Here is a 12,349-nt window from a genome sequence, read left to right as displayed (position 1 = left end):
TGTTATATTTTATTTGCATATTTCTTATGCAAATAAACTAATACTTAAATCTATACTTATAAATAAATTAAAAAGTAAAAATACTACTTTTTATATAGGACCGATCATGAGCAAATTAAATAAATCACTCTATTTATTAGGGATGAGTCTCTCTCTACTTTCTACACCTGCTGTTTTTGCATCGGGCACAATTAACTTTATCGGAGAAATAACAGATCAAGCCTGTACTGTCGATAGTTCATCTAAAAATCTAACCGTAGATTTAGGAAAAGTATCATCAAAAAGTTTAGCGGCTAAAGGTGAAGTTGCAGGCTTAAAAGACTTCACAATTAAACTCATTGATTGCCCACTGAATACCACTGTGGCTGTCCGTTTTGGTGGAAATCGCGATGCCGTTGATAGCGATATTTTAGCGATCGAGCAAGTCTCTGGTGGCGCAACAAATGTGGGTATCGCTCTCTTTGAAAAAGATGCCGTGTCTCCAATCAAACTATATGACGATTCAAAAGAAGTCGAAATCACAGGGACAGAAATTAACTTAGACTATGTTGCACGTTACAAAGCAACAGCCCAAGCAACACCTGGCCCAGCAAATGGATCTGCTGTTTATAGCATCCAATATAAATAATAAAAACGAGGGTAATACTTATTACCCTCTTATTTCTCTTAACTTTGTGGCGCCATTTATGAAAAAAGAATATCCTTCTAACTCTATTTTTATTATTTTCTCTCATAACGGAAAGCCATGCTGCAGGAGTCAGTGTAGGGGGAACTCGGTTTGTTTATAACGATAATGCGCGTGAAATAAGCATTCCTATTCTTAATACCGATAAAGAAAAACCTTATCTTATCCAGAGTTGGGTTTCTGCTTTTCAAGGTACAGAAAAAACACCTTTTATTGCAACGCCACCGCTTTTTCGTATCGAACCTGATAGCACAGGAACTGCACGTATTTCCTATACGGGTGAACCGTTAAATTCAAATACTGAAGTCGTCTATTGGCTAAATATAAAATCAATTCCACCTGTTGAAAAAAGCCCTGAAAATCAATTACAACTCGTCATTAATTCTCAATTTAAACTCTTTTTACGCTCTAATGATATTGAGCCACTTAATTTTAATAACGTCGAATTGTCAAAACAAAGCCAAGGCTTAGTGCTTAATAATAAAACACCTTATCACCTAACAATTAAACATATTTTTATTGATGACAAACGCTACCCTTACGACCCTTTAATCAACCCTCATCAAGAAGTGGTGTTACTTAAAGAGAGTCTCATTTCTCAGAAAGTCACTGTGCAGTTTATTAATGACTACGGTGCAACTGTAGATAAAGTATTAAATTAAGAGTGTAAAGTTATGACTTTATCCATCATCGCATTATCTACAAAGCAATTATCGGTCTTTCCTACCGATAATCTCTGTCGCCATTGTCTACTTGCCATGGCGATAACCTCTATTTTATTTCCTTATCAGGTGATTGCTGAAGAGAAATTTAATCCTGATGCACTCAATTTAGGAATAGAAAACCAAATCGCAGATATTAATAACCTTGATTATTTTTCTTATACCGGAGGACAGCTTCCTGGTGTCTATTCTGTTGATATTTATCTCAATAATAAACTAATCGACAATCGCCAAGTCCGTTTTATTTTTGATGAAGAAAAAAAAGCACTGACACCAGAGCTCACCAAACAAGATTTATTAAATTGGGGGGTGAAAGAATCTGCAACTTCGCAATTTAGTCAGCAAGCAAGCACATCAATAATTACCGATATTGCTAACGTTATTCCGAATGCAAAGTATCAGTATGATTTTTCACGAGCACGTCTGTCGTTTTCTATACCACAAATTGCTTTATACAATTATGGGCAAGGTTATATTCCACCAGCACAGTGGAACGATGGCATAAATGCGGCTTTTGTTAACTATTCTTATCGTCAAAATCAGTATTGGTATCGTGACCAAGATAATAGTAACTCTATTTTCTTAGGGTTACGTAGTGGCGTTAACGTTGGTGCTTGGCGTTTACGTAACCACAGTAACTACAATAAAAATGGTGATAACTCATCTCAATGGAATAGCTTACAGACTTATGTTGAGCGAGATATTCGTAGTTTAAAAAGTCGCTTAACTATAGGTGAAACTGCGTCTGATAATGATGTATTAGAGAGTATTCCTTATCGTGGCATTAAATTAGCTTCTGATGAAAGCATGTTGCCACAAAGCCAACGTGGATTTGCTCCCATCGTCAGAGGTATCGCGCAAAGTAATGCCGTTGTCACCGTTCGACAAAATAACAGCATCATTTATCAGACTTCCGTTCCACCGGGTGAGTTTGCCATGTCAGATTTGTATCCCACGTCTTACAGTGGTGATTTACAGGTTACGATTGAAGAGGCCGATGGAACAACCCGTACTTTTTCACAACCTTTTTCTGCTGTTCCCATGATGCAACGTGCAGGTAACTTAAAATACAGTGTAGATATTGGTAAATATCATGTAGATACGGCCGCAAGAAAACCTAATTTCTTTCAAACCTCGGCTATTTATGGGCTTCCTTATAATTTATCCATTTATGGTGGCACATTAATCTCTGCTGATTATCAAGCTTATGCGTTAGGCACAGGCGTTAATCTTGGCTATTTAGGTGCCGTTTCTGCGGATATTACTCATGCGAAAACAACGCTAATAAATGACGATGAAGCCCAAGGGCAATCTTATCGTATTCAATATTCTAAATATTTACCTGATACTAAAACTGGTTTTTCACTCGCTTCCTATCGCTATTCAACAAAAGATTATTACGATTTCTCAGCAGCTAATGAGCGTTTTTCTCATCTATATCGTAAGAAAAAAACAGTTCCAATTATCTGTATCTCAATCTTTAGGCGATTTGGGCTATCTCTCATTAAATGGTTATCAGCAATATTATTGGTATCAAGACAGGGTCGATCGTAATGTTAATGTGAGTTTTAACTCAAATTATCGTGCATTAAGCTATAGCGTCTCTTATGCCTATAACAAACGTCAAGAAAGCGGATTAACCGATCAGATTTTATCTATTAGTTTTAGTCTTCCATTTAATATTGGTCAGAATAACAACTGGTTAAGTTATCGCTATAACACCAGTAAACAAGGTGATTCTATTAGTTCTGTGAGTTTAAGTGGTACTCAGTTGGACGATAACAATCTGCAATATGATATTTCACAAAACTACAATCATTCTCGTCAAGAATACAGTGGCGCTGTTAACGGCACTTACAGCGCTTCTGGAGGGGAGATCAGCGCAGGTTACAGTTACGACAAACGCTATCAATCAATGAATTGGGGCGCGACTGGCGCACTTTTAGTTCATCAAGGTGGGATCACACCATCTCGTACCATTTACGATTCTGCCATTTTAATTAAAGCAGAAGATATTGATAACTTAAAAGTCAGTAGCGCACAAAGTTTGTATACCAATGCACAAGGTTATGCAGTCATTCCTAATGTTTCACGTTATGAACGTAATAAAGTGACTGTTGATCCCGCTTCTTTAACAGGTAATAACGACGTTGAATTAACATCGACAACCGTTATTCCAACCAAAGGCGCCATTGTCTTAGCCGATTTCAAAGCAAGAAAAGGGGCTCGTGTGCTTGCAAACTTACACTACAACGGAACACCATTACCATTTGGTACTCAAGTTGAGATTTATAAAGACGACCACCTGCTTTCAAGTGGAATTGTAGCCAATGATGGTGAGGTTTTCTTAAATGGTGTACCTGAACACAGCCAACTACGCGCTAAGTGGGGTAATAGTGCTGTTGAACGGTGCCAAACAACGTTAAATGTGGATCTTGCCTTAGAAAAAATCCAATTTTTACAACTTGAATGCAGATAGGTGAGCATAATGAATAAATATATAATCCTAGGTTGTCTGTCTGCTATTTTGTATACACCAACCACATTTGCAGAATTTAGGGCAGAGTTTACCACTAAAACCGTCACCTACTCCGCGCCCATTTATGTCTCACGTTCGGCACCAATTTTAACGGAAATTGCGACGATCCCGTTAGGAACGATGAACGCATGGACATGGTGGAACCTTTCTGGAAATGCTGTCAGACCAGGAATTTATTTACCGGGTTCATTTAATACGTCTAGTCCTAGAGTTAATGGCGCATATGTCAAAGAATTTAACAGTAGTGGTGTGGGGTATACCTTACATGGCACCATTAGTGGGGGTTGTAGCGGCGCTGCTTATGTCGATGGTCAGCAAAACATTGATGGTAACTTCAGCAATCGCCTAATTTGCACAACCTATGCTACCAGTGGAAATTATTCTGTTTCATTAGAAATGAAGCTTTATAAATTACGAGATAATGTAAAATCACAAACGATCCCTGCATCACGGGTCGCTATGCTTATTATCTACAATAATGGCTTTATCACCAGTGACTATGTAGGAAAAACTGAGCCTGTAATTAATCTATCCTCTTTAAATATTGTCTCTAGTGGCTGCGATGTTGTGAATAATAATATTAATGTGCCATTAGGTACTGTGCCTAAATCGAGTTTTAGTGGTGTTGGCTCTGTAAGTCCCGAAAGTATTAAAGATTTTAATATTAATTTGAGTTGTGATCCGGTTTCGCCCATTAAGATCCGATTTGATGGTGTTGCGGATGATCAACAAACTGCTGGAACGATTAGCTTAAGTAATCCAACAGACAACAATACTGCCAAGGGGTACGGTATCCAAGTTAAATATAAAAATCAGCCTATCAAACTGGGGGAATTAATTACTGTCAGTGAAAAAAAATAGCAGTGCAGGAAATTATTCTATTCCTTTAGAAGCCGGTTATATTCAAACATCAGATACAACGAGTGCAGGTAAAGCAAACGGAACATTACAGTTTACAATGCAATATCACTGACGAGATGTAGATGGATTTAAAAAGAAAAAGGCGAACAACATATTTTGCTCGCCTTTTTTTAGAAGGGATCACACTTGATATAGCTTACGTAAATAATGAGGAACGGCGTCATCGGCATTCGTGCCAATCACTTCCATATTAGGTAGCAGATCTTTTAATGTCTGGTGTGCATTTTCCATAATACAACCTTTACCCGCCATCTGTAGCATCTCTTTGTCGTTCATACCATCACCAAATGCAATAGCATCTTTCGCAGAGTGTTGCATCAGTTCAGCCACTTTCTCTAATGCCTCACCTTTAGATACACCGCCTGCCATCACTTCTAAGCAATTACGCAGTGAGAAACTTACATTAACCTTATCACCCCAACGCTGATTAATTTCATTTTCTAGTTTCAGTAATAGTTCATGATCATCAGAGGTGAAGAAGACCTTACAGACATGAGTGGTTGGAAATCCTGTTTTACAATATAGCTCATAGCCAAAGTCTGATTCTCGAAAAAACTCACAAGCCCCTGGCATCTCCTTATTAACATACCAGTAGTCACTGGCATAAATATTAGTTTCAATTTCAGGGTGATCAAAAACCATAAGCGCCAAATCATAAGCAATTTCAGGCTCAAGATCTTGGCTAAAAATAAGGTCGCCATGAGTGTTATGCACTCGTGCACCATTAGACGTTATCATATACGCGTTAATGCCTAATCCATCACGAATTTGAGCAACATCGACATGATGACGGCCTGTTGCAAATACAAAATGCACGCCTTTATTAATAAGTAGGTGCAGAGTTTCTTGCGTATAGGGAGTTAATACATGATTAGGTGATAACAATGTGCCATCAAGATCTGAAGCGACTATCGAATACATACACATTCCTGATTAAAATAAATGCTTATCATAAAACTCACAGATTTCATTTAATGCTTGTGAGCGTAGCTTATCTATTTCGAACAAGATTTCATGATGCGCACCTTCAATCACCAGTGGCAATTTTTGCTTTTCTTCTCTTGTTCTGGACTGACTATAACGTTCACAGAAAGCCCTTAGCTCTTGATTATCTACCACCTTATCCTGCTCTGCCTCGAGCACTAATAGAGGGGTATTAATCTCTCCCGCATGTTCAATTAACCCATCTCCCATTTTTAGACTTTCCCCCATCCAATGATAAGTAGGACCGCCTAATCGTAGTTCTGGAAAATCAGCATAATAACGTAAATATCGGCGATATCGCTCATGACTATGTGTTAACACATTAAGGATAAAAGGCAGTGGAAACCATTTACCTGTAGATACCGCGTAGTTATTTCTTTCAGATTGACTTTGTTCTGCTCGGTTAACTAAAAAATTAGCCACCCAGCGAGGGATGGGTAATTTTATACCAAACATTGGCGCACTTAATGCCGCGGCTTTAAAAACATGAGTTTGCTTTAGAAGATATCCCGCTAAGATAGCACCGCCCATTGAGTGAGCTAATGCAAAATAATGTGGGTATTGAAAAGGTAGCACTACCGTTTCGACGAACGTCGAGAAATCATCGATATAATCACTGAACTTTTCTACATGCCCTTTTTGCGTATCTTCTAATAATCTGCCAGAAAGCCCTTGTCCTCGATGATCGAGAAGAAAAACATCATAGCCTGAGTGAAAGAAATCGAATGCAACTTCAGGGTACTTTACATAGCTTTCGCTACGGCCTGAAGCAATAACCAGTGCTTTATTGTGCGATGGTGAGCGCCAATGAACATAGCGAATTTTGACGCCATCGACACCAACAAACTCACCCTCTTCACGTTGCCCCCAAAAATCTAATAAGACGCCATTCGTAAATGCAGAAAACTGCTTTTCACGCGATAACCACGAATATTTAAACAGAGTGGCTGTCATTGGCTCTCCTTATTGGCTTTATTCGAAGCCCTCAATATGGTCACGAATGAGTGTCATAAAAGCGGGTCCAAAGCGTTCTAATTTTCGTTGTCCAACACCGTTTATTAATAACAATTCATCTGGGTAAACGGGGCATTGTTCTGCCATTTCAATCAATGTGACATCATTAAAGACGACAAATGGCGGAATATTTTCCTCATCAGCAATAGACTTACGTAATTTACGTAGTTTCGCAAAGAGTTTTCTATCATACTGTCTATGGGTACTTTTTGTTTGTTGATTACGGCTTTTTGTCGGGCTTAATAATCTCGGTACGGCTAATTGTAATGGCACTTCACCACGTAAGATCGGTCTTGCCATCTCTGTCAGTTGTAATGCAGAGCGATGGACAATATTTTGTGTCACCATACCTAAATGAATAAGCTGGCGGATCACACTTACCCAATGTTCATGGCTTTGCGCTTTACCAATACCATAAACTGGTAATGTATCGTGTCCCAAATCTCGAATACGCTGATTATTCGCGCCTCTTAAAATTTCAACAATATAACCAATACCAAAGTGCTGACCCGTACGATAAATACAGGACAATGCTTTTTGTGCATCCACTAAACCATCATATTGCTTAGGGGGATCAAGGCAAATATCACAGTTACCACAGGCATTCTGTCGATGTTCATCGAAGTAATTTAGCAGTACTAACCGTCGGCAAGTTTGAGCTTCAGCAAATGCCCCCATCGCATTAAGCTTATGCATTTCAATGGCTTTTTGATCACTTTCTGGTTTTTCATCTAAGCAACGACGCAACCACGCCATATCAGCAGGATCGTAAAATAATACCGCCTCTGCGGGCAGTCCATCTCGCCCAGCACGTCCTGTTTCTTGATAATAAGACTCAATATTTCGCGGAATATCAAAGTGAACCACAAATCGGACATTAGGTTTATTTATCCCCATACCAAAGGCGACAGTGGCAACCACAATTTGTAAATCATCACGTTGAAAAGCGTCTTGTACTTTAGCGCGTTGTGCCATTTCCATTCCAGCATGATAACCCGCAATACTTAATCCGCGTTTACTCAAACGCGCTGCTGTTTCTTCGACTTTACTGCGACTATTACAGTAAATAATGCCTGATTTTCCTTTCTGACCACGAATAAATAGCCAAAGCTGATCTAGTGGTTTGTATTTCTCTACTGAAGTGTAGCGGATATTCGGTCTATCGAAACTGCTGATATGAATTAAAGGATCACGCAACGCTAGCTGATTAATAATATCGTAACGTGTTGTATTATCGGCTGTTGCCGTCAATGCAATAATGGGAACATCCGGAAGATATTGCCTTAATAACCCTATACCGCGATATTCAGGACGAAAATCATGTCCCCATTGTGAAATACAGTGAGCTTCATCAACAGCAAGTAATGCTGGTTTCCATTGCACTAATTGCTGAAGGAAACTTTCCATCATTAAGCGTTCAGGAGCAATATACAACAGTCTTATTTCACCCTTTTGACAACGTATTTGAACATCAAACTGCTCTTCTCGCGTTTGGGTTGAATTTAAATAAGCAGCTTCAATACCATGAAGGCAAAGTTGATCGACCTGATCTTTCATCAGTGAGATTAGTGGAGAAATAACCACCGTCACCCCATCGAGCAATAATGCTGGAATCTGATAACAAAGGGATTTACCCCCCCCTGTCGGCATCACGACGAGGCAATCTCTTCCCGTTGTAATAGTATGGATGATTTCTTGCTGACCAGGACGAAATTGCTGATAACCAAAGGTTTCTCGCAAAATAGCCTGTGCTGATGGCATTGAATTAAGAACTTCTGCTGTGGACACACCGTTCCTCTGAAAAGCTGCTGATAAAAACTATGATGAGGAGTAAAAGAAAAGGCACCAATGTGAAGGTGCCATCATCATTTATAAGGCTATGCTAACCCAGAACGGGGAAAATTACAGCATATCATTAAGCATCACGCCAACACCAACTCGTGTCTGACGAAAATTATAATCAATCATTGATTCACCATAACCACTAAATACTTGGGTATAAAAGCGTACATGTTTAGTAATTGGGTAACTCCAGCCTAATTCAGCCGCCCCATAACCACTGTTCCAGTTATAACGCCCAGTCGCAGTGATCACACTTTCGCCTAACCGATAGCCCGCTTTTAAACGGTAATAACCCATATAGCGATTAATCTCTGGATTATCATCACGTTCAGCACTTTCACTAAAGCGATACCAAGGTTTTAGATCAAGCTGTAAATTGCCTTTTTGTGCCATAAAACGTGCATAAGCGCGGTTCCAACTACGAGAGGTGGGATCTGATCGGCCATTCGATTCGTGGTTAAAACCCGCTTCTATTTCACGAAGTGTCCACCCCGCAAATTTATAATCTGTTGCCCACCCTAGAAAAAGTTGTGGTTCATAATTTGTCTCACGGAAAGGAGCCGATTCTTTCTTATTACTTAATTGCCACCAAGAGCGTTGAGTATAAGATGCCGCTAAAACAGAGTTTTCACCCGCGATACCGCGCCATAAAGGGAAAGCCAAACTGAGCTGAAATTTCACCTCATCTTTTTTAGCCTTATTACCCCAATCATAACTTTGAATAGCCTCTTTATTCATATCAGAGGTATCAGTGTAAATAATATAATTGGATTCATAAGGATAAAGAACAAAAGGTGAATCATATTCTTGTAATAAACCAGAAATGATACTGCCCTGAACAAGCGGTGCAGGAGATGATGCTTGTATTTCGGATGTAAATCCCCATGCTGGATAGAATAAAACCACCGCAAGTAAAGAACGGATGTAACGCATAGTTAATGATCCTGTTTCATTATTGAATAATATAGAAGTTAGTACTTACTTTCGAATTAATTCTTATATATATGCTTTATTACACGTTTGCGACCATATTTTACACGTAATCGCCATTAAATCTCGTATATTTTTACATCATTATATTTATAGCACGAATGTGCAATTACGACTTCGTCATGTATTATTAACATAGTATTAACTTAATGACGTGATAACAGAGGTTCTAAAAATGGAAAAACAGTTAACATTAGAAGAGGCTCAAACACTAATTGGTCATGTTTTTGTTTATAAGATGCCCTTTAATCAATTAATCGGCTTAGAGCTCGTTCGCTTTGAACAAGACTATGCGGAAATTCAATTTCGCTATCAAGATAAACTTGTTGGTAATATCGCTCAACGTATCTTACATGGCGGACTCATTGCGTCTGTACTTGATGTCAGTGCAGGGTTGGTTTGTGTCGGTAATGCATTAACACGTTTAGCACCAATATCCCAAGAGCTACTTGAGCAAAAACTCGCTAATATGGGCACAATTGACTTACGTGTTGATTATTTAAGACCAGGACGTGGAGAATATTTTACTGCAAGTAGCCATATTTTACGCAGTGGCAATAAGGTGTCTGTTGCTCGTGTTGAATTACATAATGAAAAACAAGTTCATATTGCAAGTGGGACTGCAACCTATATTGTAGGTTAAGCCTTTATTAAAATTCATTGCGCGCGATAATGCTTAGATTAGTATTAATTACTTGTAAAAATACATGCCTAATGACACATTAGATAATGTCATTGGGTATGATAACCCCGTCACACTTTTCCTTTCCATCAATACCAGAGATAGCATGAGCCAGAAAAACACGATGAAAGGCGTTTTATGTGCCTTAGGCGCCTATTTGATCTGGGGTATTGCCCCTGTTTATTTTAAAAGCATTCAAGAAGTGCCCGCAGAAGAGATCTTAACGCACCGTATTTTATGGTCGTTCTTTTTTTATGTTGATTCTAATGACTATCAGTCGTCATTGGCCTTATTTGCGCCAGTTAATACGTCAACCTAAAAAAATTTTTCTTTTAGCACTAACGGCTGTCATTATCGCAACTAACTGGCTTACCTATATATGGGCGGTTAACCATGGCTATATGCTAGAAGCCAGCCTTGGTTACTTTATTAACCCACTGGTTAACGTGTTGTTTGGTATGCTGTTCTTAAGCGAGCGCTTCCGCCGTATGCAATGGATAGCGGTAGGTTTAGCATTTACGGGCGTATTTATTCAACTCTGGCACTTTGGTTCAGTACCCGTGATTGGGTTAAGCCTCGCCGTGACTTTTGGTCTTTATGGATTACTGCGTAAAAAATTAGGTGTCGATGCACAAACAGGTATGCTAGTAGAAACATTATGGCTATTTCCTGTTGCTTTAATTTATATTTTATTTTTCACACATTCGCCGACTAGCAATATGCTGGAAAACAGTTGGTCATTAAATACCTTATTAATTGCAGCCGGTATTATTACGACTGTACCATTACTACTCTTTACAGAAGCGGCGCATCATCTACGTTTATCAACCTTGGGCTTTTTCCAATATATTGGCCCAACCTTGATGTTTATTCTTGCGACAATGGTATATGGCGAGAAGATAGATGCAGAACGCCTAATCACCTTTGGTTTTATTTGGGTTGCGTTGATCCTCTTTACGCTTGATGCACTTTATACACAACGCCATTTAAGACGTAGCTAACTCTCTAACACTCACTCTTCCGCTAAGTTACAGATTTGTATAAACGCGGAAGAGAATTTTCTCTTTTTATTCTTCTTCTTTAACAAATACGCACTTGTTGATATTGTGTTATTAATCCATTGAATATGGTTAATCACAACACTGTAATAGAGATTAATACGAGGAACAAAATCACGCTGGTGTCTCAATAATTTGCAATACAAATCTTCTTCAAATTTATTGATCGGTTCACAGTGGTAATAAGTATCAAGAAGGATCTCCTCAATATTTTCGATCAATAATTCATTACTCGAAAAAGAGACAGACGACGTTTTCGAGCAAGGTGTAACTGGTGTAATAAAAGCGTTGGTATGCGACAAACTAGTGAGCTTCATTAAGAGATCCCGTTAAGTAAGAATAGATAACGAGATTATTCCTTAACCGACGCAAGCTTCCCTTAAAAAAAAACACCCCCGTGTATCTATCTAATCACTAAGGGTGTTTTTATATTAGAATAATATTCATTCACTCTAATCGAGGCTTATTCCAGTCGAGCAAATGCTGCCACCAGCCATTTAATACCTTCACCATTAAAAGCGATTTGTAATCGACAATGTTCACCACTACCTTCAATATTAATAATGGTGCCATCACCAAATTTGGGGTGTTTCACACGTTGTCCAAGCGAATAACCCGTATCATTGCCGATAATCGGAGTGCCTAAACGACTATGATTAACAGGGCGTGAAACTGTCGCGCGTAAACGGACTTCTTCAACACACTCTTTAGGTAATTCGCCAATAAAACGAGAAGGTCGATGACTGACTTCTTTTCCATATAAAACGACGATTTTCAGCATAAGTGAGTGTTAACTTTTTTCATTGCTCGCGTGACACCAACATAAGCCAAGCGACGCTCTTCTTCTAAACGTCCACCTTCATCTAGCGACATTTGACTTGGGAACATGCCTTCTTCGACACCCACAATAAA

The 12,349-nt window shown here is 38.9% G+C and carries 12 protein-coding genes and 3 pseudogenes; 9 read left to right on the top strand and 6 right to left on the bottom strand.

Annotated features, from left to right (window positions below; translation table 11 throughout):
• Nucleotides 1–106 precede the first annotated feature (106 nt).
• From BHE89_RS22930 to BHE89_RS27570, 7 genes and pseudogenes are all read left to right on the top strand, one after another.
• Entirely contained in the window at nt 107–628 is a 522-nt protein-coding gene (locus BHE89_RS22930; RefSeq protein ID WP_069369888.1) for a fimbrial protein, read from the top strand.
• A 71-nt stretch (nt 629–699) separates the two neighbouring features.
• Nucleotides 700–1,080: pseudogene (locus BHE89_RS26725) on the top strand (fimbrial biogenesis chaperone); the annotation flags it as partial.
• 51 nt (nt 1,081–1,131) lie between these two features.
• Complete coding sequence (locus BHE89_RS26720) at nt 1,132–1,347, top strand: fimbrial biogenesis chaperone (RefSeq protein WP_286146438.1); 216 nt, start codon at nt 1,132–1,134, stop codon at nt 1,345–1,347.
• Between the two features lie 12 nt (nt 1,348–1,359).
• Entirely contained in the window at nt 1,360–2,961 is a 1,602-nt protein-coding gene (locus tag BHE89_RS26715) for a fimbria/pilus outer membrane usher protein (protein WP_286146437.1), read from the top strand.
• Nucleotides 2,897–3,886 (top strand): fimbria/pilus outer membrane usher protein, encoded by a 990-nt coding sequence (locus tag BHE89_RS26710; RefSeq protein ID WP_286146436.1) that lies wholly within the window; start codon nt 2,897–2,899, stop codon nt 3,884–3,886. The genes BHE89_RS26715 and BHE89_RS26710 overlap by 65 nt, the downstream gene beginning before the upstream one ends.
• Nucleotides 3,887–3,895: 9 nt before the next feature.
• A complete protein-coding gene (locus BHE89_RS22915) occupies nt 3,896–4,807 on the top strand; it encodes a fimbrial protein (RefSeq protein WP_458694257.1) in 912 nt (303 codons plus the stop codon).
• Nucleotides 4,794–4,919, top strand: a complete 126-nt coding sequence (locus BHE89_RS27570; protein WP_458694256.1) for a hypothetical protein — start codon at nt 4,794–4,796, stop codon at nt 4,917–4,919. Before BHE89_RS22915 ends, BHE89_RS27570 begins: the two co-directional genes overlap by 14 nt.
• Before the next feature lie 68 nt (nt 4,920–4,987).
• On the opposite strand, the gene yigL is transcribed toward BHE89_RS27570, so the two are convergent.
• The 4 genes from yigL to pldA all read right to left on the bottom strand — a co-directional run bounded on the left by yigL (nt 4,988) and on the right by pldA (nt 9,640).
• On the bottom strand, nt 4,988–5,788 hold the full coding sequence (gene yigL / locus BHE89_RS22910) for a sugar/pyridoxal phosphate phosphatase YigL (protein ID WP_069369892.1): 801 nt from the start codon (nt 5,786–5,788) through the stop codon (nt 4,988–4,990).
• Between the two features lie 12 nt (nt 5,789–5,800).
• Nucleotides 5,801–6,805 (bottom strand): lysophospholipase L2, encoded by a 1,005-nt coding sequence (gene pldB / locus BHE89_RS22905; RefSeq protein WP_069369893.1) that lies wholly within the window; start codon nt 6,803–6,805, stop codon nt 5,801–5,803.
• Between the two features lie 18 nt (nt 6,806–6,823).
• Complete coding sequence (gene recQ / locus BHE89_RS22900) at nt 6,824–8,653, bottom strand: ATP-dependent DNA helicase RecQ (protein WP_069369894.1); 1,830 nt, start codon at nt 8,651–8,653, stop codon at nt 6,824–6,826.
• 114 nt (nt 8,654–8,767) lie between these two features.
• A complete protein-coding gene (pldA, locus tag BHE89_RS22895; RefSeq protein WP_069369895.1) occupies nt 8,768–9,640 on the bottom strand; it encodes a phospholipase A in 873 nt (290 codons plus the stop codon).
• Between the two features lie 232 nt (nt 9,641–9,872).
• On the opposite strand from pldA, the gene BHE89_RS22890 reads away from it, so the two are divergent.
• Nucleotides 9,873–10,340 (top strand): thioesterase family protein, encoded by a 468-nt coding sequence (locus tag BHE89_RS22890; protein WP_069369896.1) that lies wholly within the window; start codon nt 9,873–9,875, stop codon nt 10,338–10,340.
• A 145-nt stretch (nt 10,341–10,485) separates the two neighbouring features.
• A pseudogene (gene rarD / locus BHE89_RS22885) lies at nt 10,486–11,380 on the top strand (EamA family transporter RarD).
• Between the two features lie 11 nt (nt 11,381–11,391).
• On the opposite strand, the gene BHE89_RS22880 reads toward rarD, so the two are convergent.
• Complete coding sequence (locus tag BHE89_RS22880; RefSeq protein ID WP_128860792.1) at nt 11,392–11,754, bottom strand: hypothetical protein; 363 nt, start codon at nt 11,752–11,754, stop codon at nt 11,392–11,394.
• 146 nt (nt 11,755–11,900) lie between these two features.
• Nucleotides 11,901–12,349, bottom strand: a pseudogene (locus BHE89_RS22875) (3'-5' exonuclease); the annotation flags it as partial.

The sequence above is a fragment of the Shigella sp. FC1967 genome (genome assembly GCF_001743005.1).
Lineage (GTDB): Bacteria > Pseudomonadota > Gammaproteobacteria > Enterobacterales > Enterobacteriaceae > Proteus.
Note: the sequence above shows the minus strand (reverse complement) of the source record. Positions and strands in the feature narration are given on the sequence as shown.